This is a genomic window from Pseudomonas sp. GW822-FHT06D10 (genome assembly GCF_058799535.1).
The window spans coordinates 480,278-505,226 of sequence record NZ_JBXALN010000005.1 but is presented as its reverse complement, the minus strand read 5'-3'; the positions used below and the strand labels follow the sequence as shown (position 1 = coordinate 505,226).

Below are 24,949 nucleotides of genomic sequence, written 5' to 3'. Positions count from 1 at the left end.
AGGCTTGAAACTTGCGGCTTCGTTTTACTTACCGAGGTCGCTGCATGCCATCCGCTATTTCCACCGATGTGCTGATTGTCGGCGCAGGCGTCGCCGGTCTCTGGCTCAACGCTCGCCTGCAACGCCTGGGTTTTTCCACCGTGCTGGTGGAAAGCGCCAGCCTCGGCGGCGGACAGAGCGTGAAATCCCAGGGGATCATCCACGGCGGCGCCAAATACGCCCTGCACGGCGCCCTCACTGGCGCCTCCGAGGCCATTGCCGACATGCCACGACGCTGGCGCGAAGCCCTGGCGGGCAATGGCGAGCTGGACCTGTCCGGCGTGCGCCTGCTGTCCGAGGCTCACTACCTCTGGTCCCCCGGCACCCTGGCCGGCAACCTCACCAGCTTCTTCGCCAGCAAGGCGGTACGCGGGCGGGTCGATCAGGTCAAGGGCGAGCAACTGCCCCCGGCCCTGCAGGACAAGCGCTTCAAGGGCAAGGTCTACCGCCTCGCCGAACTGGTAGTGGATGTGCCGAGCCTGATCGAGCGCCTCGCGCACCTGGCGGGAGACAGCCTGCTGGCCGGGCAGAAGATCGAGCCCCTGCTGGAGAACGGCCAACTGCTGGGCCTGCGGGTCGACGGCCGGGAAATCCGCGCGCAACGCATTGTCCTCAGCGCCGGAGCCGGCAATGCCGAGCTGCTGCAAGCGGCCGGCCTGAGCCAGCCCGCCATGCAACGGCGACCATTGCACATGGTGCTGGTCAAGGGCCCGAGCCTGAAACCGCTGTACGCCCACTGCCTGGGCGGCGGGCCAAAACCACGGATCACCGTCACCACTCACCCGGCCGCCGACGGCCAGTGGGTCTGGTACCTGGGGGGCGATATCGCCGAAGCCGAGGGCGTGGCCCGGGAACCGGCAGCGCAGATTGCCGCAGCCCAGAAGGAACTGGCGCAACTGCTGCCCTGGATCGACCTGAGCCAGGCGCAATGGGCCACCCTGCGGGTCGACCGCGCCGAACCGGCACAGTCGGGCCTGGCCCGCCCGGACAACGCCTTCCTCGCCGAGCAGGATCGCCTGCTGGTGGGCTGGCCGACCAAGCTGGCCCTGGCACCGGACTTCGCCGACCGGGTCCTGGCTGCCCTGGAGCGCGACGGCATTCACCCCGCCGCCGCCCAGGCCCTGCCCGAACTGCCCAAGCCGCCCCTGGCGCAACCAGCCTGGGAGCAACTGCTGCCATGAGCCAGCCAACCCTGCACGATCTGCATCGCCCCTTGGGCAGCACCGGCCTGCTGGTGTCGCCCCTGGGTCTGGGCACGGTGAAACTGGGCCGCGACCAGGGCGTGAAATACCCTAACGGCTTCCAGATCCCCGACGACCAGGAGGCCCGCATGCTGCTCAAGCTGACCCGCGACCTGGGCATCAACCTGATCGACACCGCTCCGGCCTACGGCCGCAGCGAAGAGCGCCTGGGCCCGCTACTGCGCGGCCAGCGCCAGGAATGGGTGATTGTCAGCAAGGTCGGCGAAGAGTTCGCCGATGGCCTGTCGCGGCACGATTTCAGCGCGGCCCATACCCGGATGTCCGTGGAGCGCAGCCTGCAACGCCTGGAAACCGACTTCATCGACCTGGTGCTGGTGCATTCCGACGGCAACGACCTGGCGATCCTCGAGCAGTGCGAGGTCTACCAGGCCCTGGCGCAGCTCAAGCAGGAGGGCAAGATCCGTGGCTTCGGCTTCTCCGGCAAGACCGTAGACGGCGGCCTGAAGGCCCTGGAGCAAGGCGATTGCGCCATGGTTACCTACAATCTGAACGAACAGGCCGAGCGGGCAGTCATTGACTACGCTACCGCTCACCACAAGGGCATCCTGGTGAAAAAGGCGCTTGCCAGCGGCCACGTTTGCCTGAGCCCGGGCATCGATCCGGTGCGGGCCAGCTTCGATCTGCTGTTTGACCGGCCCGGTGTCGCCAGTGCTATTGTCGGGACCATCAATCCCTTGCACCTGGCCCATAACGTGTCGACTGTGGCGCAGGTCCTTGGCAAGAACTGATGCCGCCGACGCGGCCGACCCCGACGCAAGAAGGAGCCGAGATGTCGCGACCGCTCATTAGAAAGAACCCCAGCAACTTCAAGACCCTGCCCCTGTTCGTCGAAGCGACTCCCGAAGGCTTGAGCTACCAGAGCGTCGGAATGCCGCTGAACTTCGCCCAGACCCTGCAGCGCCGGCGCGCGGTGACGGTGGCCGACAATCAGCGCTTCGCCCTGGAGCTGGCCAATCTCGGGGTCTCGGTGCGCCTGACCCTGCACTGGCAGAACCGCGACTACTGGGTGCTGGTGCGCCAGCGCCGCCAGGATCGCGGCGATGTAGTGCTCAAGCTGATTTCCGGCTATGTCCCGGCTCACGAGCTCAACCTGCCGCTGCATACCGCGATCCAGGAAATTGCCGAGGAATGCCTGCTGGAAACCCCCGAAGGCTGGCTCGGTGGGCGCTTCAACGACACCTGGCTGCCCGCGCCCTATGCCGACGCCCTGCACTATCGCGAGGCCCTGCCCTTTCGCCTGACCCCGCTGTCCGGGGCGGCGCTGCCGGTACGCTGTGGCAACCTGCAGTTGCTGGAACGTCCCCGGGCCTATGTGCACCTGCCCACCGCCTCGCTGCAGTTGATCTACGACCTGCGCCTGGACGTGCCGAGGGAAGCCAAGTCCCTGAGCCTGTTCCACGTCGACGAGCGCCTGGAGGGCGACCAACTGGTGGCACGGCTGGACCGCAAGCGCCCGGACCTGTACCTGATGCCCCTGGACAACGGCGAGCCCTGCGCCGAGCTCTACACCCTGAAGAAAGACCAGTTGCATCCGGCCAGCACCCGCGGCCTGTACCTGGCGGAAAGCTTCGCCCAGCAGGAAGGCTGGGTGGTGAGTGACGAGCGGATTCGCTGGAAGGACTGGCTCAGGCAGCGGGGCCTGGAGCCACCGCAAAAGGCGTCGAAGCTATCACGGCTAACCGGCCGGGCCCGGCAGATCCTGCGCAAGATCGTCCCCGGCAAGGCCCGGCGCCAGGGCTGAGGCCAAAAAAAGGCGCCTGCAACAGGCGCCTTTTTTGCGGACCGCAAGGCCGTTACTCGGCCTTGTCGGTCTTGCGGATCTTCTCGACGATAGCCGTGGTCGAGCTGTTTTCCACCAGCCCCAGCACCTTAACGGTGCCGCCATAGGCACCGACTATATCGGCACCTACAACCTGGTCGATGGAATAGTCACCGCCCTTCACCAGCACGTCCGGCCGAACCTGGGACAGGAGGTTTTCCGGGGTGCCTTCGGGGAAACTGATTACCCAGTCCACCGCCCCCAGCCCCGCCAGCACCGCCATGCGCCGGTCGACACTGTTGATCGGACGGCCAGGGCCCTTGAGGCGACTGACCGAAGCGTCATCGTTGATCGCCACGATCAACCGGTCGCCCTGGGCTCGCGCCTGCTCCAGGTAGGTCACGTGCCCGGCATGCAGGATGTCAAAGCAGCCGTTGGTGAAGACGATCTTCTCGTTGTGGGCTCGGGCATCATCGATGGCCAGCAGCAACTGGTCGAGGCTCAGCACCCCGCGCTCGGAGCCTTCCTCGCGCTGGATCGCCCGGCGCAGTTCGGGAGCACTGATGGCGGCGGTACCCAGCTTGCCAACCACGATGCCGGCCGCCAGATTGGCCAGGCCCACTGCATGAGGCAGCTCTTCGCCAGCAGCAATGGCGGCCGCCAGGGTGGAGATCACCGTATCCCCGGCACCGGTAACGTCGAACACTTCCCGGGCCCGGGCTGGCAAGTGCATGGCCGGGTGGTCGGGGCGCAACAGGGTCATGCCATGTTCGCCACGGGTCACCAGCAACGCCCCCAGCTCCAGGTCATGCATCAACTGCGCGCCCTTGCTCACCAGGTCGTGCTCATCGGCGCAACCGCCGACGATGGTCTCGAACTCGCTGAGGTTCGGCGTGATCAGGCTGGCGCCGCGGTAGATGGAGAAATCCTTGCCCTTGGGGTCCGCCAGTACCGGAATGCCCCGGGCCCGCGCAGCGGCGATCAGCACTTGGTGATTGCGCAGCGCGCCCTTGCCGTAGTCGGACAACACCAGCACCTTGATCCCGTCGAGCAGGGCATCAACCTCGGCCGCCAGGGCCAGGGCGTCGGTGGCGAAAGGTTCTTCGAAATCGATACGCAACAACTGCTGGTGACGGCTCATGACCCGCAGCTTGACGATGGTCGGCTGGTGCTTGATGCGCTGGAACAACGCACGCACGCCCGCGCCTTGCAGGCTGTTGGCCAGGCTGTCGGCGGCTTCATCGTCGCCGGTCACGCCCACCAGGGAGGCCGGCGCGCCGAGGGCAGCGATGTTCAGGGCAACGTTGGCGGCACCGCCGGGGCGATCCTCGATTTGCTCGACCTTGACCACCGGCACTGGCGCCTCAGGGGAAATCCGTGAGGTACCACCATGCCAGTAACGGTCGAGCATGACATCGCCGACCACCAAGACGGGGGCTTGATCGAATCGCGGCATGGACAACTTCATGGAGCATCCCACATACAAAATGAACAGGGGCGCGATATTAACACAGGGTTGGCGCCGCCTAGTTCTATGCCTTGAATGGGGCCGACGAAGAATTCTTGCCGCTTATTTACGGGGCAGCAGTTGCAGCAGGCGGCGGATCGCCTCCGGCAGTGCCACGGTCGCCGTGTCGATCTCGCAATCGGCCTGCAACGGCGCTTCATAAGGGCTGTCGAGCCCGGTGAAGTCCTTGATCCGCCCCTCCAGCGCAGCCTGGTACAACCCTTTGGGGTCACGCCGGGCACAGGTGTCAAAAGGTGTACTGACGTACACCTCGATGAATTCCCCCGGGCCGAACAGCGCGCGGGCGGCATCGCGCTCGGCGCGAAACGGCGAGATTGCCGACACTATGACCAGCAGGCCGGCGTCCACCATCAGCCGTGCCACCTCGGCCATGCGGCGGATATTCTCCTTGCGCGCCTCGGCCCCCATACCCAGGTCACTGCACAGGCCACTGCGAACGTTGTCGCCGTCGAGGACGAAGGTGTGCATACCCAACTCGTTGAGCCGCAGCTCCAACAGATTGGCCAGGGTCGACTTGCCGGCCCCCGACAATCCGGTCAGCCAAAGACAGCAGGGTTGCTGCTGCTTGAGGGCGGCCCGGGCCTCGGTGGACAACGACAGGCTGTAGGGACGGATTTGCGGGCGTTCCAGCGGTACACAGGCAAGCTTATTCATAACCGAGCATCTCGTAGTCGCGTTGATAGACCCGGCGCACCAGGCGCCGGGTGCGTACCGAACAGATATCCCTGACGGGGGTGCTATGGCGCTGCTGGGTGCTGTTGACATGGGGCAATCGGGTCTGGACCTGCAACTGCTCGCACAGCAGTTGGAAATCCCGCTGCAGGTGCTCCTGATAGCCGACGAAATCCAGGGCCAGGCGGCCCAGGGAGTCGGTGAGAAAATCGCTCTGGGCAGCAAAGTGCATCTGCTTGTGGATGGTTTCCGGATGCAGCCAGCGGCCGACAAAGTCATCGAAGTCGCGGTAATGCCCTACCAGCGCCTGGGCTGCCTGGTCCCGTCGGCCGAGGCGATTGCCCCGCAGGAAAGCGTAGGCCGAGTAGGCGCGCTCCAGGGGATCGCGCACGAAGGCAAACTTGAAGCTGCTGGAAAAGGCCTGGGGAAACTGCTGCTCGTACCAGTACAACGGCAGGTGCCCGGGCATCCAACCGTCGAACAATGCCGAACAGATGCTGCTGCCCGCGCACTTGGGGACATGAATGAACAGGCAGGAGTGCCGGGAGAAAGCATCAGGAAAGCGCACATTGGCCGACATGGACTTGTTCACCACTTGGCGATCCACCACCGACAGGCGCCCAAGCAGGAAATTGCGCTGGGTCTTGGGTAATAACTTCCACACAAAGCGTTGCAACATTCTGCTACCCACGCGAGAGGGATGGCCCCCTCGATCTGTTCAAAGATTCAGGCGGGAACCATAACAAGCGGGAAACGCAGAATTATTTAGGCTTGGTCAAGACTGTAAGGAAGCGGCTACAAATGATGCCAAGGTGCCTTGCACACCAAGGCCCCGAGGAGCGAGCCAGCTCGCTCCCCGGAACAGGTCAGGCGATTCCGCTGGGCGCGGGCTCTTCCAGGCCCATGGCATGCAGCCGCGAGTAGTAGCCGTTCTGTGCCAGCAGCTGGGTATGGCTGCCGCGCTCGACAATCCGCCCCTGGTCCATGACCAGGATCAGGTCGGCTTTCTCGATGGTCGACAGGCGGTGGGCAATCACCAGGGTGGTGCGGCCCTTCATGACCTTGTCCAGTGCGGCCTGGATGTGCCGCTCGGATTCGGTGTCCAGGGCCGAAGTGGCCTCGTCTAGAATCAGCAGCGGGGCGTTCTTCAGCAAGGCCCGGGCAATCGCCAGGCGCTGGCGCTGGCCACCTGAAAGCAGTACGCCGTTCTCCCCTACCTGGGTATCCAGGCCTTCGGGCAACTGGGCAATGAAGTCCATGGCATAGGCATCGGCGGCGGCCTTTTCGATGTCCTCACGCGGCGCACCGGCCAGGTCACCGTAGGCAATGTTGTTGGCCACGGTGTCACTGAACAGCGTGACGTGCTGGGTAACCTGAGCAATATGCCGACGCAGGTTCAGCAGGCGGAAGTCTTCGACCTCGGTGCCATCCAGAAGAATCTGGCCCTTGTCGTGGTGATAGAACCGCGGAATCAGGTTGGCCAGGGTCGACTTGCCACTGCCGGAACGCCCCACCAGCGCCACCATTTTCCCGGGCTCGATACTGAAGCTGATGTCATCGAGCACCTGCCGTTCGGTTCCCGGGTAGGTGAAACTCAGGTTGCGCACCTCCAGGTGCCCATTGATGCTGGCGCGCTCGACGGTGCCGCGATCGACCTCAGGCTCGACGTCCAGCTGCTCGAAGATGCTCTCCGCACCCGCCACGCCTTTCTGGATCGTTGAGCTGACTTCGGACAGCTGGCGGATCGGCTTGGGCAGCAGACCGGCCATGGTGATATAGGCCACCATTTCACCGGCAGAAGCATCACCGCGCAGATACAGAACCAGGAACATCAGCACCGCCATGGCGCTGTAGATCACCAGTTGCAACAGTGGGGTGTAGATGGCGCCGGTACGGGTCATGCGCAGTTGCTTGTCGGTGTTGCCCTGGCTGGCAGCAAGAAAACGCTGCTGCTCATAGGTCTCGCCGCCAAAGCTGCGAACCACGCGATAGCCCTGGATGGTTTCCGAGGCAACGTGGGTCACATCACCCATGGCCACTTGGATCTTCTTGCTCTGCTTGCGGAATTTCTTGCTGGCGGTGCGGACCATGACCGCGATCAGCGGCAGGATGGCGATCATCACCAGGGTCAGGCGCCAGTTCATCCACAACAGCGAGCCGAACAGGAAGATCACGGTCATGCCTTCGCGGATCACCACCTTGATCGCGTCCGTCGCCGCCCCCGTGACCATGGTCACGTTGAAGGTGATACGCGAGATCAGGTGCCCGGAGTTGTGCTTGTCGAAGTAACGGTTGGGCAGGGTCAACAGGTTGTTGAACAGTTGCACCCGCAAATCGTGCACCAGCCCCAGGGATACCTTGGCCAGGAAGTAGTTGCCCAGGTAGGAGCCCAGGCCTTGCCAGGCAGCGATCAGCACGATCAGTAGCGGCACAGCTTGGAGCAACTGCATGTCGCGCAGATAAGGCACACCGGGAAACAGCACCGCCTGAGGGTTGGACAGGCCGTCGACGAAATACTTGAGGATGTAGCCGAGCATGGGCTGAGTCGAAGCGAAGATCAGAAACCCGACGATGCTGATGAGAAACAGACCAATATAGGGCCGCACATAGCCGAGCAGACGGAAGTAGATTTTCAAGCTCGAGGGGCTTGCGTCAGGACTGGAGTCGGTCATATCACGCGAATGTCGTCAAAAAGGAGGCTGACTTTAGCACAGCTTGTTCGCGGTACTGGCACTCCCATAGGCCCGAGTTTGTTCAGCTGACCAACGACACCGCCAGCCATTAGTCGTTATGATTGCCAGCTTAACTTCCGGGATGAACGTTCAAGCATGCAACCCAATGCCCTTCACAATACGGCCAATCGAGTATTCGATTTCATTTGCCTGTGGATTCTGCCGATCGGTTATCTACTGCTTCTCTGTGCGATGTTCTTCCTTCCGGGGCGCAGTGGATTGCACAAGCTGTACTACGGACTGTTCAGCATCCCGACACTGATCGCGCTGTGTACTCGCCCCAGCGAACTGAAAAGCCTTCTGCGCGAACCTGTCTTCATCGCCATGCTGTTGTTCTGCACCTGGGCCATTGTCAGCCTGGCCTGGAGCCCTCCGGTGGACAGCGTGCTGGGGGAAATCAAGACCCCTCTGCACACCCTGATGCTGTTCGCCGGCTGCATGCTACTGGTTCGCTACCGCGGGGAGGTGCTACAGCCTCTGGTCTTCTGCGCTGCGATCGTTGCTCTCATCGCCTCGATCTTCAACCTGTACGTCTTCGCTCGATACCACACCCCCGAACTGCGAATGGTCGGCGCGGGCGCCTTTGACAACCCGCTGCTGAGCTCCCATGTCTTTGGGTTCTTCTGTGTCTACTGGCTGTGCCTGAGCATGAACTGCCGTCGTTACCAGATGCTCTGGCTGAGCGTTCCGGCACTGGTCGTCATGGTCGCCGCGCTGATCGCCACGGGCTCCAGAACGCCTCTGGTGGCATTGACCCTGGCGGCACTGTGGCTGAGCTTCATTAGTTGGAACCGTCGTTCGCTGATGCTGCTGGGCGGCATGCTGGCAGGCGGTATAGTCGTCGTTGCGCTATTCTCGCAGATGCTTCTGGAACGGGGCAGCTCGTCGCGTTTCGATCTCTGGCGCCTAGCCCTGGAACAGATTGCCAACCACCCGTGGATCGGCCACGGCTATAACGCCAGTCTATCCCTGGACCCCGGCATCGGCTTCCTGCTGCAAGAGCCCCATAACTTCGCCCTGGGCGTGCTCTACTATGTGGGCATCGTCGGCCTGCTGCCGTGGCTGTTCATGCAGGCCTGGGCCCTGTTCAAAAGCTGGCAACTGCGGGCCGAACCACTACTGATCCTGGCCTCGACCTGGCTGATGTTCGGCATTGGCGCAGGCCTGACCGAAGGCGGCGGGATTCTATCTCGCCCCAAAGAGCACTGGTTCCTGCTGTGGATTCCCCTGGCCCTGATCGCTGCACTGTGTATCAACCAACGTGCACGACGCTCACCCAGCCACCCGGTGGAGTCGCTCACCCAGACCGACGCCGACAATCTGATGGCCAATGCCCGGGTTATCGAGGCCGACGGCCTGGGTCCCAAGGTCCTGTGTCTTGACGACGGCAGCTTCCTCAAGCTGTTTCGCCCTCGCCGCTGGTACACCTCCGGCGGGTTCAATCCCTACTCCACGCGGTTTGCCACCAATAGCGAGCAACTGCGCGATCTGGGCATCACCACCCCGCAAATTCTCGGACTGTATCGTCTTGCCGACGGCAGCAACGCAGTGCGCTACCAACCGCTGCCCGGCCAGACTCTGCGCCAGAGTCTGCAATCGGCAAGCTCTGGCGACGAGCGTGCCAAGTTGATCAAGCGCTTTGGCGCCTTCATGGCCAACCTGCATGAGCAAGGGGTCTATTTCCGCTCACTGCACCTGGCCAATGTGCTGGTACTGGAAAATGGCGAGTTCGGGCTGATCGATCTTGCAGACCTGCGGATCTATCCCTCCTCACTGAGAAAGTCGCTGCGCCAGCGCAATGTGCGCCATATGCAGCGCTATGCCGAGGATTGTGGCTGGCTGTTCCTGGAGCATCTGGACGCGCTGCAGGCCGGTTACGCCCTGGACACCTCGATGCCCCTGGCCACCGGACTGCTGAAGCCGCTACCGGCGAATGACCTGCACCAGGTGGCTCGCTGATCCCTGCGCACGCACCTGTTCCATGACAGCTACACAAGGCTGCCTGGAACAGGTTCGGAAGGGATTAAACAGCGAGCGGTCAGGCTGAGCGCTGCCGGGCGTAGGCCAGGAAGCCGTCGATATCATCGCAGCAGAGCTTGTCGGCCAACCCGTGCAACTCAGCCTCCGGCCAGTCCCACCAGGCACTCTGCAAGAGTTGCTGGCGCTGCTCCTCAGGAAAGCGCCAGCGCAGGAAACGCGCCGGGTTGCCACCGACGACCGCATAAGGCTCGACGTCCTTGGTGACCAGCGCTCCCGCCGCGACAATCGCACCATGGCCAATGGTCACACCGGATAACAGCGTGCTGTTGGAACACAGCCACACATCACTGCCCACCCGGACATCGCCATTGGTCCCGGCGTAGCCACTGATGTGCGCGGCCTGAGGCAGCATGGCCGGGAAGGGATAAGTGGTGACCCAATCCGCTCGGTGGTGGCCACCGAGGAATATCTGCACCCCTTCGGCAATCGAGCAGTACGCCCCGATGCTCAGGGTCGAGCCCTCCTGCCAGTCATGCACCTCGGGCAAGCCATAGCTGCCACGCCCGATGCTGTAACCTGGATATCTCTGCTGAAAACGCACCACGCCGCGCTCGATTTTCGGCAGCTTGCGGATCGCACGCTTGGCGCGCTTCTCCAGAAAACGTTGAATCCAGCCCATGCTCCGGCGTCTCTTCAGTCTTTTTCCAGTGGAGAAAAATAAAGGCGGCCCAATCCACGCCAGGTTTTCTTGTTCCAGGCCTTGAACGGGATCTGTGCCAGCAACTCGCGCGCCAGCTTGCGATCCCGATTGGAAACCTTGAGGAACATCGAACTGAGGAACTTGTAGCGCACCTCGTCATACAGCGGGTGGTCGCTGAACAGGGCGTAGGAACGCAGGATGTTGTCGATCATGAACCGGTGGTTCTTGTAGGAGTTGGTGGCGTGCTTGCGATACCGCGCCATCAACACGTTCAAGCCATCAATGAAATAGCCGGCCCGGGTGATCTTCAACTCGATCAGCAGGTCTTCAAGGCGGATATTCGGATCGAAACCGCCGACCTTTTCCAGGGCCTCACGACGAATCATCAGGGTCGGAGCTGGCGGATAGGGCTTGCGCTCAAGGAACATGTCGTCGAAGTCCAGGCGTCGGAACGGCACGTCACGGCGCTGGCGCTTCTCGGGAAACAGGTTGCCGTCGCTGTCGATCAGCTCGATATTGCCCGCGCAGATCCCCACCTCAGGCTTGCCATCCATGTAGGCCACCTGAGTCGCAATGCGCTCGGGCAGCATGATGTCGTCGGAGCCGAAGGGCACGATCAGGCTGCCCCTGGACCGTGCAATGGCACCATTGAGAGTGTTGGTCAGGCCCTGATTCTGCTGGACCCGGAAGTCGAAGCCATGCTGCTCCTGCAGGCGCCGGATACGCTCGACGCTGTCATCGCTGGAACCGTCATCCACCACCAGCAGCTCGATGTTCGAATAGGTCTGATTAAGCACACTGAGAATGCTTTGCTCAATGTAGGGCGCGTGGTTGTAGGAGGCGATGATCACCGTCACCACAGGTTGCTGGTCTGTCATTACTGCCTCTTGCCCGCTTGACTCAAGCCGGAGTCGATCAATTGCCGGTACTCCTCGCGGAACACCTCGATATCGTGTTCTTTCTGCAGATAGGCATAGGCTTGCTGGCCCTTGGCGGCCAGATCCTCGTCGGACAGCCCCAGATAGGCATCCAGTGCGGCTACCAGCGCCGGTACATTGGCCGGCTCCACGGCCAGTCCGCCAGCCCCCTCGATCAGGGGCAGCATGGCCGGCACGTTCGAGGCGATCACCGGCAACTGCCCGCTCATGCCTTCAAGCAAGGCCAGGCCCAGCCCCTCGGCCAGCGACGGCATGGTCCAGATATCGAAGGCCCGCACGTATTGCAGGGCGTTCTCCTTGAACCCCAGCAGGTGAGCACGGCCCTGCAGCCCCAGGCGCTCGATTTCAGCGCGCAGATTGGCTTCCTCACGACCGGCACCAATGATTGCCAACTGAGTTTGCGGGTACTTGTCCTTGAGTTGAGCAAAAGCCTGCAACAAATAGGTATGACCCTTGACCGGCACCAGGCGGCCCAAGGCACCAATCAGACGCACATCGGGGGCCAGCCCCAGCAACTCTCGGGAGCGCTCGCGGGAATGCTGCAAGGCCTCTGCCTGTTCGATATCGATGGCGTTGGTGATAGCCCAGGTGTTCTGGTCGGTGAAACCGCATTGGCAATCGAGCAGGTACTGCTTGACGGCCGGGGACACACCGACAAAGCGCCAATGCCGATCGATCAGACGCTGGGTCTGGCGGCGCCGGTAAAGCCGGTCGTACTCACCGAAACCGTGGGAAATTCCGATGCACAACGGCACCTTCAACCAGCGATTGAGGGCCAGCATCATGTTTACCGGCTTGAAGCGGTTGCAGATCACCACATCGAACTGTTCCTTGCGGCAGAACTGATACAGCCGCCACATGGCCCGCAGGCGCATGCCCTTGAGGGATTGGTCGGAAAACTCGAAGTACACCGAATGCGCGGCGCGACTCACCGGATCGTTCGGCCCGGGGCGGCCCCGCAGGAACGCTGCGGTGACTTCGTAACGCTCGGCCGGCAAGGCCTTGACGATCTGCTCGGCGAGGTCGGCGAAGTCGTGGGATTTGACGTTGTAGTCCGGCTGCAACTGCAGGACCTTGAAGCGCTGGTTCATAACTATCCCCGGTGAAAACCTGTGGCATCGATGATCCAGGACGGCTCATTGGCCAGGGCTTGGAGCGACTGCGCATCCTGCTCCGGCAACTGCGACCACTCATTGCGCTTCCAGCACACAAAGTGGAAATACGGGAAACTGCGGTCGCCGTCGCGGTCATTGGTCAGACGCCCATCCTTCCAGTACCAGCGCGTCGGAAAATCACGGCTGCCGTCATGCCACTTGATGACTCCACCCGGCGTGCTGAAGGCCTCGGTGAACTCACTGCGGCGGCGCCATGGATTGAACTTGCCCACCAGCTTGAACAGCGGCTCCGGAAAATTCTTGCGCCAGAGGAAAATCCGACTGAAGGCTCCCTCATCCAGTGCATGGTGCTGCAGGTCGGTAAAGCGCTTCTGCCAATCCTTGATCTGCCTGAACAATTCACGCTTACGGGCGGTATTGCGTATCAGGCACAAGTGCCCGGCGACACGCCGTTCATGGGTGGAGAACAGGTCATACCCCGCCAGGCGGTCCGGAGTGAAATAAGCCCGCAGATCACCGTAGACCAGGTCGATATCGCCGAAGGCCCAGAAGTCGTAGCCCTCCAGACGATCAATATGGATGTACCCCATTGCCGGCCTGATATCACAGAGCTTGTAGGCCGCATTGGGCGCAAAGTCGATCTCCAGGCGCCGGGATACCAAAGCGCAGTACTCCGCAAAGCTCATGCTTTCAAGCTTGACGTTCGGCGGCAGATTGTCCGGGGTCCCGCAGTCGCTGAAAAAGAGCCAGTCGATATCCGGATTCCGGCGGCAGCTTTCGAGAAAAAACGGCATCCAGAATGGCCAACGCCCGAAGTAGGGCATGAGAAACAAGATTCGCGGGCGAGGATTGATCACAAAGGACTCACTGTCGGATTGGGGCTACAAAACGCCCCCATGGTTATGTCGGTTTATCGCTGTTGCAATAGCCAGAACAGCTCATGGCGTCTGACCGCCTTGCGAAAGAACTCATTCTCCCCCAGTGCCGAAGGCACCCTGCTGGCCATAAGCCATTGTATCGACCTGCGCAGGCGTCGCTTGAACGGCATTTTCGGTTGCAGGTCATGCATCATGCCCAAGGCCATGGCCTTGTCATACTGCTCGCCCTGGGACAGTGACAAGCACCAGGGACGCAACACCGCCGTCGACTCGAACACCGGCGGCAACGCAATGCCTGCGCCCGAGTCCCCCATGGGCCAGCGGTCGTTGTCATGCAGGTGATTGGCGTAGCCGAGGATGGTGGCCGGCTGCCAGGCCAGCCCTTCCAGGGCTTGCATGACCGCCTCGCGAGCACAGATGTGGTCGGGATGAGGGTCGAGCGTCGGGTGCGGCAGCACTATCACTTCAGGGCGCGCCTTGAGCAGCAGCTCGCGCAGGTCGGCCAGGAGATTGTTCCAGGTCGGCAACCCGTCCTGGTCGGCGGGCAGCGGGAATGGATTGAACTGGCGGAACAAGCGGATATCGCTCAGTTGCGCCTCGCGAGAGGCCACCGGCTGTTCAGGGGCTGCCTGCATGGCAGGCAGCTGCAGGCAGAAATAGCCCAGCTGCACGCAATGGGATTCAGGCACCCCGGCCCAGCGCGGCACAGTAATACTGTCCCAGGCCCGCAAGCGCCCCTTGATCCGCGCCGCGTCTGCCGGGTTCATGCCCATGGCCTGGTAATGCTCAGCCTCGATTTCGCCTGCGGTGAGGGTCACGATCCAGGCCTCGTCGGCCTGGCTGTACAGACCGAAGGCTGCCAACTCGGCATCGTCGGCATGGGGAGCGATCACCATCACCCGCTGGCGCCGGTAGTCGGGATCCCGCCAGAACATCAGTTGCGGCTGGATGCGCAGCCGACAGAAGCGCCCGCGCAACCTCAGCTCGCCACTGACCAGGGAACTGGCCAGGCCGCTGAGGTTGAGGTAGCGCAGTCCGTTGACCCCGCGCTCGAACACCTGACGATCGGCAAGCGGACCGCCAGACACCTCAACAGCCGGGTCGAGAAAACGTCCCAGCCACGAGCTCTTGACGTGCACGCCCAGAACCAGGGTTTCATCCCCAGCCAGCGCCAGCGGCGCCTCCAGCAACAGGCGCCCCGCTTCAAGGCGCACAGCGGCCTGCTGGGCATCGCTGCCGAAGTCGTAGCAGTAATCATCCTTGGGCGAATAGAACAGATGATCGGCAAACCAGGCTTCATGGGCCAGCCAGGCTAATACCGCCAGCAATACCGGCGCCCACCAGGCCACCAGGATGCCGACCACCAATAGCAGCACCAGCCCGATCAACAGAGCAATTCGTTTATTGCGCCGGTGGCGCTTGAGCAGTTGTTGCTTGCGACTCATGGGCTGACTCACACCTGGAAAACCGGCACAGGGTTGCACCAACGGTCCTTGTATTCACGGTCGGCACGACCAAAGGAGAAGCGCAGCGGCTTGTTCAGGGCACGGGCCTGTTCCCAGGCACTCTGGGTGTTGAGAAAACTCAACACACTGCCGGGGCTGAACTCACGGGTCTCGGGGTCTACCCCACCGTTCACGTACTCGACGCTGATCCACTCCGGCGCTTCGACCCGGTAAATCAGTTGCACGGCAATCGGCGCGTCGTTGAGGAAGATCACCGAACCGATCAGCAGCTCGCGCAGGCGCTCCAGCACCTCGGCCATACGCTCGGCACCAGTGGCGGCAAAGCCCCAGCGGCGCTGGAACAGGTCGCAGTAGATCGCCGCCAGCTCGGGGCTGCTGAAATCACTGACCGGGCGTACAACTCCGCCCGCCTCTTCCAGCAGGCGCAGCTCACGACGCTGGTTGTAACGAAACTTCTTCGACAGCTCTTCCGGCGTCCTGGCCATGGCCAGCTGTTCAGCCTGGGGCTTGAGGCCGGTCAGGCGCCCCTCGTTCAATGCGGACAGGTAACGCCCACGATGGCGCAACACCGCCTGTGCATCGGCAGCGGCGGGCAGGATCATCTCGGCATTGCCGATATCGAACAGGCCCTTCTTGCCGGCCCGCTTGAGCACGTCCTTGGACAGCGCCAGGTCGCGCCCCCAGGTGGCAATGGCCGCCTGCAATTGGCCGTTGCGCTCCCAGGCCAGGTAGCGCACCGGGATCTGCGCCAGGTCCGCCAACTGCTCCACCACCAGGGGATGGGTTGCCACACTGCCACCGAACCGCTGCCAGGCATCGGCGTAGGTCGATGCGTCAATGACTGACCAGCCACGTTCGCGCCAGCCTTGAAATCGATTGAGCATCAGCCCCTCGCGGTCAGATCGGTGACTTGCGGCAAACGCCAGAATACGTCGCGTACAGCACGGTCGGAGAAGCGCTCGCGCAGGCGGTCGAGCATCAGCTCGGCACAGACCCGGCGCTGGTGATCGTCCATCGCGGCCAGATGCTGAAGCCCCTGGGCCATATGTTCAACGTCGCCCAGGGGGAACAGGATGCCCACCCCCTCGACCACTTCCCGGGCACCGCCACAGGCGGTGGCCAGCAGCGGCACGCCGGCGGCCATGGCCTCCAGCAGGACCATGCCAAAAGGCTCGTGGTCGGAGCTCAAGGCAAACACATCGAAGGCGCGGAAATAGCGTCGGGCCTGAGGCACCTGTCCGAGGAACAGCACGCGATCGGCAATCCCCAGCTCGCGGGCCAGGGACTTCAGGTCTTTTTCCAGACGCCCGGTTCCGAGAATCGCCAGTTGGCTGTGCAGCGGCAATTGCGGCAAGGCCGCGGCAAAGCCGCGCAGCAAGGTGGCCTGGTCCTTGTCCGGATGCAGGCGCCCGACGTTGCCGACAATCCAGGCATCGGCGGACAGGCCCAGCTCGCTGCGCGCCTGGGCAGCGTTCAATTGCTCGGCCTGCAGTGCCTCAAGGTCGATACGGTTGTACAGGGTCTGAATGCGCTGCGCCGGCCATTTCGGCAGGCAGGCACGCATGTCGTCACGCACCGCATCGGACACCCCGAGCAGGCTCAGGCGCTTACGGAACAGTTGGGCAAAGAGCTTGCGGCTGCCGCGCTTGTAATCGGAAAACGCATGATGGACACCGATCACCGGCAAGCCGGTGCCCAGCAAGGCGATATAGATCGGCTTGAAGCGGTGAGCGATGCAGAAGCTGAAATTGCGTGACGCGGCGATCTTGCGCAGGTCGCGGATGGCGCCCAGCTTCAGGCCGCGGATGGCCTTGGAGCTGTATTCCATGAACAGCACTTCATCAGACGCGCAGCCCGCGGCGACATCGGCATCGGCGGCCCCGGTGAGAAACACCGTGGTCACTCGATAGCCGCTGCCCGCGAACAGGTTGGCGTATTGCCGGGCACAGTCCAGGAACGGCCCGTCATAGCCGTGGCAGAACTGCAGCACATGGCGTTCAGCCGAGCGTGTCATAAGGGTCCACGCCGTCTTTGACCACCAGAATGTCTTCCATGATCAGGTACTGCAGGTCGGACCCGTAGAACATGTTCAGGGCATCGGTGGGCGAACAGATCATCGGTTCGCCACGGCGGTTCAACGAGGTATTCAGCGACACGCCGTTGCCGGTCAGTACTTCCAGGGCCTTCATCATGTCGTAGTAGCGCGGGTTGTATTCGCGCTTGAGCACCTGGGCCCGGGACGTGCCGTCCTCGTGGACCACTTCCGGTACCCGGGTCTTCCACTCTTCAGCCACTTCGAAGGTGAAGGTCATGAACGGCGCCGGGTGATCGACCTTGATCATCTGCGGGCCGACGGTGTCGAGCATCGACGGGCAGAAAGGCCTCCAGCGCTCGCGGAACTTGATCTGTTCGTTGATCCGGTCGGCCACGCCAGTGGCGCTCGGGCAACCAATGATCGAACGGCCGCCCAGGGCACGCGGACCGAACTCCATGCGGCCCTGGAACCAGGCCACCGGGTTGCCATCCACCATGATCTTGGCGATACGCTCCGGGGTGTTGTCGATCTGCCGCCAGGCTGGTTTGTTCGGGTGGCGGGCACAGGCCGCGATCACGTCTTCGTTGCTGTAGGACGGGCCGAGATAGACATGCTCCATCTTCTCTACCGGCACCCCACGGGCATGGGAAACGTAAGCTGCGGCACCAACGGCGGTACCGGCGTCGCCGGAAGCCGGCTGCACGAACAGCTCCTTGACCTCGGGACGGGCAATGATCTTCTGGTTCAGCTTGACGTTCAGCGCACAGCCGCCGGCGAAGGCCAGCTTGCCGGTTTCCTTGAGGATGTCGCCCAGGTAATGGTCGATCATCTGCAGGGCCAGCTTCTCGAACAGTGCCTGCATGCTCGCCGCGTAGTGGATGTACGGCTCGTCGGCGATGTCGCCTTCGCGCTTGGGACCCAGCCACTCGATGAGTTTTGGCGAGAAGTAGAAACCCTTGCCCTTCTCTTTGTAGCGACGCAGACCGATGACGTTGGCGTAATCGGTGTTGATCACCAGCTCGCCATTTTCAAAACTGGCCAGGCGCGAGAAATCGTATTTGCTGGCATCGCCGTACGGCGCCATGCCCATGACCTTGAACTCGCCGTCGAGCATCTCGAAGCCGAGGAACTCGGTGATCGCGCCATAGAGGCCGCCCAGGGAGTCCGGGTCGAAGAATTCCTTGATCTTGTGGATCTTGCCGTTTTCGCCGTAGCCGAAGAAGGTGGTGGCGTACTCACCCTTGCCGTCGATCCCGAGGATCGCGGTCTTCTCCGTAAAGCCCGAGCAGTGGTAGGCACTGGAGGCGTGGGCCAGGTGGTGCTCCACCGGCTCGATCTTGACCTTTTTCGGGTCGAAGCCCAGTTGTTCCAGGCACCAGACGATCTTCTTGCGGTAGCGCTTGTAACGACGGTTGCCCATCAGGATCGCGTCCAGGGCGCGGTCCGGGGCGTACCAGTAGCGCTTGGCGTAGTGCCAGCGAGCCTTGCCGAACAGGCTGATCGGGGCAAACGGAATCGCGACTACGTCAACGTCGGAAGGCTTGATCCCGGCCTGCTCCAGGCAGAATTTCGCCGACTCGTAGGGCATGCGGTTCTTTGCATGTTTGTCGCGCACGAAACGCTCTTCTTCAGCGGCGGCAATCAGCTTGCCGTCGATATACAGGGCCGCTGAAGGATCATGGCTAAGGGCGCCGGACAGGCCAAGAATCGTCAATGCCACAGGGGTCTAGCCTCGTTTAGTCTGCATGCGGGCGCGATGCGCCTTGAAAATGAAGTGTGCTCGCAAGGGGCGAGAAACAACGAAAGGGCGGGATTATAACGTAAAAGCAGGTGCAAGCCTCTAGCGGCGAGCGCCAAGCCTGGGTTGGCACCCACCGTGCGCCGTGGCCGCGGCGCAGGCAGCGGCCATGGGTCGCAGGTCAGGCCTCGGCGCCCTGGGCCGTCTTGGGCAGGCGCTGGTCAATCACTTGATACAAATTGCTGTCTTGCGGCCAATTGCGCATGAATCGTGCGCGATCACGGGCATAAGCCGGGGCAAAGCTGCTCAGGCTGGAGTGCTGGCACATGGAGTCGAGGTCTATCAGCGCCCAACGCCCCTCTTGCCAGAACAGGTTGTGGCCCTTGAAGTCACCATGGCTGATGCGCTCCTTGATCAGCTCGGCAAACAGCTGGTCCAGCGCCAGCAATTCCGGCTCCGGGGCTTGCCCGCTGTCCACGAAGGGTGCAAAGCGCTCGATGATGTCCGGCCCTGGCAGATGCTCGGTCACCAGGTAGGCGCTGCGCCGCAGCCACAGGAAACGCCGCTCCAGCAAGGCCAGAGGCTTGGGCGTGGCGATGCCCAGGAACGCCAGGCGATTGCCTTCGCGCCAGGAATGCCAGGCCCGGCTCGGACGCCAGAAGCGCTTGAGCCAGTGAGCAAAGCCCTTGATGTTGTAGCGCTTGATCACCAGCGGCCGGCCCGCAACCTCGACCCGCCCCACACTGGCCGCGCCACCGGTCTTGTACAGATGGCCCTGATCCAGCAGGGCGTCGGCCTGCTCCAGCACCGGCAGCATCGCCGCCTCTTCCTCACGGCGGATCGCGCGCAAGGCGAACGGACCGCGCTGCACGCTGAACAGCGTGCACTCGCGGCCGACCTTGTTGAGAAAGTCCCGCAGGCGCCAGCCCCGGACCTTGTTCACCTGCTTCTGCAGGGCTTCCAGGGGCAAGGCATGCTCGGCGTTGCTCAACAGGTAGTGCACCAGCAACTCTTCGGTGAACGGCTCCAGGCTCTTGGGCAACTGGGCGAAGAATACCCCGAGGTTCTCCAGGACCTTCTGCCGGGACAGGGGCTTGCCCGCCTCTTCGACACAAATCCCCGCCCCATCGATCAAATACAGCCGGCCATCATGGCGCAGCAGATTGTCCAGGTGCAGGTCCGATTGCCATAGGCCCTTGGCGTGCAACTGGCCGATAGCCCCGAGGGCCTCGGCCAGTACCTCAGCCTGCTCGTCGGCCAGCACCGGCAAAGCTTCCACCTGCTTCCAGGCGTCGCCCAGGCTTTGTGCGCCCTGCAGTAACTCGAACAGCAGCCAGCCGCCCTCGCCTTCCTGCAAACCGTCCGCCAGCAGCAAGGGCGTCGTCAGCCCTTGTTCTGCCAGCAGGCGCACACCCTGCAATTCTCGCTGGAAATGCCGAGCGGCCTTGGAGCCCACCAGCAGCTTGGCCAGCACCGGACGCCCGCGCCACACCCCGGCCCCCACGTAACGCTGCCCCGGCAGCACCCGCAGCAGGCTCAGCAACTGCAATTGTGCCGGGCCCGCGGCGTCCGCCAATTCAAGGCTCAAGGGCAGCGTCGGGCTGCGCCCGCTGTTCTTCAGTTCGGACAGGCGCATCAGCGTGCCCCCTTGTGGCTGCGCCGAGCACTGAGCCGCGCCACCCAGTCATCCACCAGGGAGCTGTCCTGAGGCTGGCCCACATAGGCCGCCAGCAGGCTGCGTACCTCATCGCCGCTCCACACCGAAGCCCGGCGCAGCAATGGTTCCAGATCCTTGACCCGATCACGCTGGCCAAACAGCAGGGGCCGGGTCTTTTCCAGGTCGATCAACTGCGCCTGATACCCATCGCCCGCGGCCCGCAGGAAAATATGCTTGGGATAGAAACAGCCATGCACCTGGCGCAAGCCGTGCAGCTGCCGGGCCAGTTGCCCGCAAGCCTGGAGCACCGCCTGCCGCTGATGCTCGCTGAGCCGGTCCCACTGCAACAGCAGCGCATCCAGGTCATCCCAGCCATCCAGGGCCCGGGTCACCAGGATCGCCCGGGACTCGCCATCGACCTTGCGCATACCGAAGAACACCGCTTGCAAGGCCGGAATGCCCAACTGCTGGTAGCGGCGGATATTGCGAAATTCACGGGCGAAACTCGGCTCGCCAAAGGGCCGGTGCAGGGTCCGGGTCAGGTAGTTGGTCTGGCGCTTGAGGTAGAACCCCTGCCCTTCCACATCCAGGCGAAACACACTGCTGCTGCCGCCACGACCGGTATTGGGTTCATCCACCGCTTCCAATTGGGTGGCCCACAGCTGGTCGAAAGTGCCGAGGCCATTGCGCTCCAGCAGCGCACGCTCCTCGGATGCCAGAAAATCAGTCATTCACGCCCCTCGAAAAATCTCACCACGTGGCGAATACGCTCCTTGTCGGCGGCACTCAAGTGATCACGCTGACGGTATTGCAGGTAGAAACGCAGGCGCTGGGTGGCCGACAGATGGTATTTGGCTACCTTATCCAGACAGGCCAGGTCCTTGGTGATCCGGTACTTGAGCCAGAAGCCACGCCAGAAATCACCGTTCGGACAGTCGATCAGGTACAACCGGTCCTGGTCGTCGACCAGCAGGTTGCGCCACTTCAGATCGTTGTGGGTAAAGCGGTGGTCATGCATGACCCGGGTACAGGCCGCCAACTGGCGGCTGACGCCATCCACCCAACGACGGTCCTTCAGACGCGGGTCGTTGCGTTCGGCCAGCACCGAGAGATCCTCGGTACGCGGCAGCTCCCGGGTGATCATCGCCCCCCGGGAATAGGCCAGGCAGCGACGCTCCAGGCCCCAGGCCACCACATCGGCGGTGGGAATGCCCCATTTGGCGAAGCGCTTGAGGTTCTGCCACTCGAACTTGACCCGGGGCTTGCCCAGGTAGCGCCGCAGATTCTTGCCGGCGCCGGTATAACGCTTGACGTAATAGTTGACGCCACCACGCTCGACGCGGATGACCTCGGACAACGGATCCCGGGTCAGGTGCTCGCCCTGCAGGGCAAACACCGCTTCCAGACTGCCGAAATCCTCCGCCAACGCCTGATAGGCCGGGTCCAGGTTCCAGCTCGCCATCAGAGTGCATCTCCGTACCGTTGCTTGCGGGCGTAGAGCTTTTCCGCCTTGCCTTCGAGCCAGGCCAGCAGTGCGCCCTCCTCGGCCAGAATCTGCCGCAACGGCTGCTGGAAGTAGCCCTTGAGAAAGCGCAGCTTGTCGCGGCGCGTCAGGCCGATATCCAGGGCCGAGAAATACAGCGCCGCCAGATCCTTGTTGCGCCAGCGCTGAGTGATCTTCGGCCGGGTCTGGGCCCGGTGCAGGTCGATCACCGAGAGCTTGAGCCCTTCGGGAGTGACAGGCCGATCGGTGTGCAGCAGGAAGTGGCAGATATAGCAGTCGCGGTGGTTGACCCCGGCGCGATGCATCATGCCGGTCATGCGCGCTACTTCGGCGATCAGCGCGCGCTTGAGCGCAGGCGCCGGCGGCTGCTTGACCCAGTCGATGCTGAAATCTTCGAGGCTGACGGTCGGCGCCAGTTCCTCGGTGACGATGAACGAATGCTGGTCTGCCGGATTGGCCCCACGCTCGCCGTAGGCCACGGCGGTCATGGTGGGCACGCCCACCTGATGCAGGCGCTCCAGGGCCCGCCATTCCTGGCCGGCGCCGAGCACCGGCAGTTTGGCGGTAACCAGGTTCTTGACGATCTCGCCCCAGCCGATCCCACGATGGATCTTCACGAAATAGCCGCGGCCGTCGACTTCCGTACGCAAGGTACGACGCGCCTCCAGCTCACGGTAGACCTGGCCCTTCAGGCCCTCGACGGCGTCGAACGCATCGCGTCCGGCCCAGAGGCTCTTGAAGGGTTCGGCAAGCATCAACTTCATCGGTGTTGCTCCGCCAGAATCACATCCGCAGCGTGCTGCGGCATGCTGTAAAGGTCGGCCGTCTCGGCGAACGCCAGGCCATTTCGGCTCCAGGTCGCGCGTGCAGCATCGTCGGTCAACATGGTGGTGAGGTATTGATTGAGCTGCGCCTGTTCCAGCGGCTCATCCAGCACCAGGCCGCTCTGGGCCTCGGCAATGTAATGGGCATAACCGCAGACCGCGCTGACCAGCACCGGCAGGCCGGCCACCAGGGCCTCCAGCAATACGGTGCCGGTGTTTTCGTTGTAGGCCGGGTGAATCAGCAGGTCGGCGCCCAGCAGGAACCGCGGGATATCACTGCGGCCCTTCATGAACTGCACCTGGTCGCTCAACCCCAGCGCAGCACTTTGCACCTGGAATACCTTGGGGTCGTCCTGGCCGATTACAAACAGCCGGGTGCGTTTTTTCAGCGCCGAGGGCAATGCCGCCAGGGCCTTGAGGCTGCGGTCCACACCCTTGGTCTTGAACCCGGAACCGATCTGCACCAGCAGCAGGTCGTCATCCTTGAGCTTGAATTCGCGACGAAAATCCGCCCGGATCTCGGCGGCGTTGGCCGGTGCCCGGCGGTCCTGGGCGATCCCCGGCGGCAGCAGGTGGAAGCGCTCCAGCGGGGTGTCGTAGTGCTTGATGAACAGCGGCTGCTGGACCTCGGAGATCATCAGGATCTCGGTCTTGGCGTCCTTGGCGAACACCGCGCGCTCGTACTCGGCAAAGTGCCGGTAACGGCCCCAGCGCCGGTACAGGGAGTGTCGCAGGTTCTGTGCCTTGTCCTCGAAACAGCCGTCGGCGGCGTAGTACACATCCAGCCCCGGCATCTTGTTGAAACCCACCAGCCGGTCCACCGGGCGCTTGGCCAGGTCGGCCTCCATCCAGGCGCTGAGCTTTTCATTGCGACGATGGTTGAACAGCGCCTTGACCGGCGCCACCAGCACTTCGAAACCGGGAGGGACATCGCCTTCCCAGATCAGGGTGTAGACACGGATCTGATGCCCGCGCCGCTGGCACTCCAGGGCGATGCGCATGAAATCGCGCTGCAGGCCGCCGAAGGGGAAATACTTATAAAGGACAAAAGCCAATTGCATCAGCGCGGCTCCTCAGCCAGTAACAGGGTGCTCAGTCGGCTGGCGACACGCTCGGGATTCAGGCGAGTGAAGCACAGCGGCCACTCGCGCTTGAGGTCATAACGCTGCTGGTCCACAGCGGTGGGCTGATAGGTGCATTTCTTCTGCAGGCACGGCGCGCACGGGAAGTTGCTGCCCAGGTGGATCTGCACCCGGCCATAGGCGCCGGTCAGCCCCGGGTTGGTCGGCCCGAACAGTGAGATGGTCGGTACATCCAGTGCCGCGGCGAGGTGGCCCAGCCCGGTGTCCACGGCCACGCAGGCCTGGGCATCGGCCAGGACCTTGGCGACCCCGGCCAGGTTCAGCTTCGGCAGCACCGTGGCGTTTTTCAGGCCGCTGGCGATGCGCTCGGCTCGAGCCTTTTCCGCGGGGTTGCCCCAGGGCAGCTTGACCTCGACGCCAAGCATGCCCATGCGTTCGGTCAACTCGCGCCAGTAGGCCTCGGGCCAGTGCTTGGTGTCCCAGGTGGTGCCATGCAGGAACAGCACGAAGGGCTTCTTGCGCGGCAACTCCACGAGTTTTTCGACGTTCAGGCCATAGTCGCCCAGGCCCTGGGGCAGGTCGTAGCCCAGGGCCACGGCGAACAGTTGGCGCACGCGCTCCACCGCGTGCTGCCCACGGGCCACCGCCAGGCGCCGGGAATAGAAGCGTGAAGCCAGAGGCTCGCGGGCCGAGTTCTTGTCCAGCCCAGCCACCGGGGCACGCACGTAACGGGTCAGCCAGGCACTCTTGAGCAGGCCCTGGGCATCGATCACCAGGTCGTACTTGGTCGAGCGCACGCTCTGCTTGAAGCGCCGCCACTCGCCACTCTTGATGGTCTGCCAGATGTTCTTGCGCCAGCGACGGATCGCCACCGGTATCACCTTGCCTACCGCCGGATGCCAGGTGGGAATTTCGGCAAAGCCCTCTTCCACCACCCAGTCGAACTTGATCCCGGGGATGGCTCGCGCGGCATCGGTAAGGGCCGGCAATGCATGGATCACATCACCCAGGGAGGATGTCTTGATCAACAGTACCCGCAA

At 62.9% G+C, this 24,949-nt stretch carries 22 protein-coding genes; 4 read left to right on the top strand and 18 right to left on the bottom strand.

Going from position 1 to position 24,949, the window contains the following annotated elements; translation table 11 throughout:
- The first annotated feature begins 44 nt into the window (after positions 1–44).
- Genes AC1RL5_RS19560 through AC1RL5_RS19550 form a run of 3 tightly spaced genes read left to right on the top strand, consistent with a single transcriptional unit; the run spans position 45 to position 3,042 of the window.
- Complete coding sequence (locus AC1RL5_RS19560) at positions 45–1,220, top strand: NAD(P)/FAD-dependent oxidoreductase (RefSeq protein ID WP_072452040.1); 1,176 nt, start codon at positions 45–47, stop codon at positions 1,218–1,220.
- Positions 1,217–2,029 carry an aldo/keto reductase gene (locus AC1RL5_RS19555; protein WP_492589530.1) on the top strand — a complete coding sequence of 271 codons (813 nt, stop codon included), beginning with the start codon at positions 1,217–1,219 and terminating at the stop codon, positions 2,027–2,029. Before AC1RL5_RS19560 ends, AC1RL5_RS19555 begins: the two co-directional genes overlap by 4 nt.
- Positions 2,030–2,070: 41 nt before the next feature.
- Positions 2,071–3,042, top strand: coding sequence for a metal ABC transporter ATPase (locus AC1RL5_RS19550; RefSeq protein ID WP_072452041.1), 972 nt, complete (start codon positions 2,071–2,073; stop codon positions 3,040–3,042).
- Between the two features lie 52 nt (positions 3,043–3,094).
- On the opposite strand, the gene hldE is transcribed toward AC1RL5_RS19550, so the two are convergent.
- From hldE to msbA, 4 genes are all read right to left on the bottom strand, one after another.
- Entirely contained in the window at positions 3,095–4,528 is a 1,434-nt protein-coding gene (hldE, locus tag AC1RL5_RS19545; RefSeq protein ID WP_072452042.1) for a bifunctional D-glycero-beta-D-manno-heptose-7-phosphate kinase/D-glycero-beta-D-manno-heptose 1-phosphate adenylyltransferase HldE, read from the bottom strand.
- A gap of 102 nt (positions 4,529–4,630) precedes the next feature.
- Positions 4,631–5,242: an adenylyl-sulfate kinase gene (cysC, locus tag AC1RL5_RS19540; protein ID WP_011058902.1), complete on the bottom strand. Its 612-nt coding sequence runs from the start codon at positions 5,240–5,242 to the stop codon at positions 4,631–4,633.
- Positions 5,235–5,939, bottom strand: a complete 705-nt coding sequence (locus tag AC1RL5_RS19535) for a sulfotransferase family 2 domain-containing protein (RefSeq protein WP_072452044.1) — start codon at positions 5,937–5,939, stop codon at positions 5,235–5,237. Before AC1RL5_RS19535 ends, cysC begins: the two co-directional genes overlap by 8 nt.
- Positions 5,940–6,126: 187 nt before the next feature.
- Positions 6,127–7,932, bottom strand: a complete 1,806-nt coding sequence (gene msbA / locus AC1RL5_RS19530; RefSeq protein WP_072452045.1) for a lipid A export permease/ATP-binding protein MsbA — start codon at positions 7,930–7,932, stop codon at positions 6,127–6,129.
- A gap of 156 nt (positions 7,933–8,088) precedes the next feature.
- On the opposite strand from msbA, the gene AC1RL5_RS19525 reads away from it, so the two are divergent.
- Positions 8,089–9,951: an O-antigen ligase family protein gene (locus tag AC1RL5_RS19525; protein WP_492589529.1), complete on the top strand. Its 1,863-nt coding sequence runs from the start codon at positions 8,089–8,091 to the stop codon at positions 9,949–9,951.
- A 79-nt stretch (positions 9,952–10,030) separates the two neighbouring features.
- Here AC1RL5_RS19525 and AC1RL5_RS19520 read toward each other — a convergent pair whose 3' ends face one another.
- From AC1RL5_RS19520 to waaC, 14 genes are all read right to left on the bottom strand, one after another.
- On the bottom strand, positions 10,031–10,651 hold the full coding sequence (locus AC1RL5_RS19520) for a CatB-related O-acetyltransferase (RefSeq protein ID WP_072452047.1): 621 nt from the start codon (positions 10,649–10,651) through the stop codon (positions 10,031–10,033).
- A 14-nt stretch (positions 10,652–10,665) separates the two neighbouring features.
- Positions 10,666–11,550 (bottom strand): glycosyltransferase, encoded by an 885-nt coding sequence (locus AC1RL5_RS19515; protein ID WP_072452048.1) that lies wholly within the window; start codon positions 11,548–11,550, stop codon positions 10,666–10,668.
- Positions 11,550–12,701, bottom strand: a complete 1,152-nt coding sequence (locus AC1RL5_RS19510) for a glycosyltransferase (protein ID WP_093406926.1) — start codon at positions 12,699–12,701, stop codon at positions 11,550–11,552. The genes AC1RL5_RS19515 and AC1RL5_RS19510 overlap by 1 nt, the downstream gene beginning before the upstream one ends.
- 2 nt (positions 12,702–12,703) lie before the next feature.
- On the bottom strand, positions 12,704–13,582 hold the full coding sequence (locus AC1RL5_RS19505) for a DUF6625 family protein (protein ID WP_072452050.1): 879 nt from the start codon (positions 13,580–13,582) through the stop codon (positions 12,704–12,706).
- A 53-nt stretch (positions 13,583–13,635) separates the two neighbouring features.
- Positions 13,636–15,048, bottom strand: coding sequence for a PIG-L deacetylase family protein (locus AC1RL5_RS19500; RefSeq protein WP_072452051.1), 1,413 nt, complete (start codon positions 15,046–15,048; stop codon positions 13,636–13,638).
- A gap of 8 nt (positions 15,049–15,056) precedes the next feature.
- On the bottom strand, positions 15,057–15,953 hold the full coding sequence (locus tag AC1RL5_RS19495; protein ID WP_093406935.1) for an antimicrobial resistance protein Mig-14: 897 nt from the start codon (positions 15,951–15,953) through the stop codon (positions 15,057–15,059).
- Positions 15,953–17,083 carry a glycosyltransferase gene (locus AC1RL5_RS19490; protein ID WP_072452052.1) on the bottom strand — a complete coding sequence of 377 codons (1,131 nt, stop codon included), beginning with the start codon at positions 17,081–17,083 and terminating at the stop codon, positions 15,953–15,955. Before AC1RL5_RS19490 ends, AC1RL5_RS19495 begins: the two co-directional genes overlap by 1 nt.
- Positions 17,067–18,824, bottom strand: coding sequence for a carbamoyltransferase family protein (locus AC1RL5_RS19485; RefSeq protein WP_072452053.1), 1,758 nt, complete (start codon positions 18,822–18,824; stop codon positions 17,067–17,069). The genes AC1RL5_RS19490 and AC1RL5_RS19485 overlap by 17 nt, the downstream gene beginning before the upstream one ends.
- A gap of 199 nt (positions 18,825–19,023) precedes the next feature.
- Positions 19,024–20,478 (bottom strand): lipopolysaccharide kinase InaA family protein, encoded by a 1,455-nt coding sequence (locus AC1RL5_RS19480; RefSeq protein WP_072452054.1) that lies wholly within the window; start codon positions 20,476–20,478, stop codon positions 19,024–19,026.
- Complete coding sequence (locus tag AC1RL5_RS19475; protein WP_072452055.1) at positions 20,478–21,230, bottom strand: lipopolysaccharide kinase InaA family protein; 753 nt, start codon at positions 21,228–21,230, stop codon at positions 20,478–20,480. Before AC1RL5_RS19475 ends, AC1RL5_RS19480 begins: the two co-directional genes overlap by 1 nt.
- Positions 21,227–21,961 carry a lipopolysaccharide kinase InaA family protein gene (locus tag AC1RL5_RS19470; RefSeq protein WP_093406944.1) on the bottom strand — a complete coding sequence of 245 codons (735 nt, stop codon included), beginning with the start codon at positions 21,959–21,961 and terminating at the stop codon, positions 21,227–21,229. The genes AC1RL5_RS19475 and AC1RL5_RS19470 overlap by 4 nt, the downstream gene beginning before the upstream one ends.
- Entirely contained in the window at positions 21,961–22,767 is an 807-nt protein-coding gene (rfaP, locus tag AC1RL5_RS19465) for a lipopolysaccharide core heptose(I) kinase RfaP (protein ID WP_065364866.1), read from the bottom strand. Before rfaP ends, AC1RL5_RS19470 begins: the two co-directional genes overlap by 1 nt.
- The gene (locus tag AC1RL5_RS19460; protein ID WP_011058886.1) at positions 22,764–23,888 is read right to left on the bottom strand and encodes a glycosyltransferase family 4 protein; all 1,125 of its coding nucleotides are present in this window, start codon (positions 23,886–23,888) and stop codon (positions 22,764–22,766) included. Before AC1RL5_RS19460 ends, rfaP begins: the two co-directional genes overlap by 4 nt.
- Entirely contained in the window at positions 23,888–24,949 is a 1,062-nt protein-coding gene (gene waaC, locus AC1RL5_RS19455) for a lipopolysaccharide heptosyltransferase I (RefSeq protein WP_011058885.1), read from the bottom strand. Before waaC ends, AC1RL5_RS19460 begins: the two co-directional genes overlap by 1 nt.

Coding starts and splice junctions, on each gene's coding strand:
- cysC (WP_011058902.1), bottom strand. CDS start 5,242: ATGAATAAGCTTGCCTGTGTACCGCTGGAACGCCCGCAAATCCGTCCC.
- AC1RL5_RS19520 (WP_072452047.1), bottom strand. CDS start 10,651: ATGGGCTGGATTCAACGTTTTCTGGAGAAGCGCGCCAAGCGTGCGATC.
- AC1RL5_RS19475 (WP_072452055.1), bottom strand. CDS start 21,230: ATGACTGATTTTCTGGCATCCGAGGAGCGTGCGCTGCTGGAGCGCAAT.
- AC1RL5_RS19550 (WP_072452041.1), top strand. CDS start 2,071: ATGTCGCGACCGCTCATTAGAAAGAACCCCAGCAACTTCAAGACCCTG.
- AC1RL5_RS19535 (WP_072452044.1), bottom strand. CDS start 5,939: ATGTTGCAACGCTTTGTGTGGAAGTTATTACCCAAGACCCAGCGCAAT.
- AC1RL5_RS19560 (WP_072452040.1), top strand. CDS start 45: ATGCCATCCGCTATTTCCACCGATGTGCTGATTGTCGGCGCAGGCGTC.
- rfaP (WP_065364866.1), bottom strand. CDS start 22,767: ATGAAGTTGATGCTTGCCGAACCCTTCAAGAGCCTCTGGGCCGGACGC.
- AC1RL5_RS19495 (WP_093406935.1), bottom strand. CDS start 15,953: ATGCTCAATCGATTTCAAGGCTGGCGCGAACGTGGCTGGTCAGTCATT.
- AC1RL5_RS19515 (WP_072452048.1), bottom strand. CDS start 11,550: ATGACAGACCAGCAACCTGTGGTGACGGTGATCATCGCCTCCTACAAC.
- AC1RL5_RS19500 (WP_072452051.1), bottom strand. CDS start 15,048: ATGAGTCGCAAGCAACAACTGCTCAAGCGCCACCGGCGCAATAAACGA.
- msbA (WP_072452045.1), bottom strand. CDS start 7,932: ATGACCGACTCCAGTCCTGACGCAAGCCCCTCGAGCTTGAAAATCTAC.
- AC1RL5_RS19525 (WP_492589529.1), top strand. CDS start 8,089: ATGCAACCCAATGCCCTTCACAATACGGCCAATCGAGTATTCGATTTC.
- AC1RL5_RS19490 (WP_072452052.1), bottom strand. CDS start 17,083: ATGACACGCTCGGCTGAACGCCATGTGCTGCAGTTCTGCCACGGCTAT.
- AC1RL5_RS19470 (WP_093406944.1), bottom strand. CDS start 21,961: ATGGCGAGCTGGAACCTGGACCCGGCCTATCAGGCGTTGGCGGAGGAT.
- AC1RL5_RS19555 (WP_492589530.1), top strand. CDS start 1,217: ATGAGCCAGCCAACCCTGCACGATCTGCATCGCCCCTTGGGCAGCACC.
- AC1RL5_RS19460 (WP_011058886.1), bottom strand. CDS start 23,888: ATGCAATTGGCTTTTGTCCTTTATAAGTATTTCCCCTTCGGCGGCCTG.
- AC1RL5_RS19480 (WP_072452054.1), bottom strand. CDS start 20,478: ATGCGCCTGTCCGAACTGAAGAACAGCGGGCGCAGCCCGACGCTGCCC.
- AC1RL5_RS19510 (WP_093406926.1), bottom strand. CDS start 12,701: ATGAACCAGCGCTTCAAGGTCCTGCAGTTGCAGCCGGACTACAACGTC.
- hldE (WP_072452042.1), bottom strand. CDS start 4,528: ATGAAGTTGTCCATGCCGCGATTCGATCAAGCCCCCGTCTTGGTGGTC.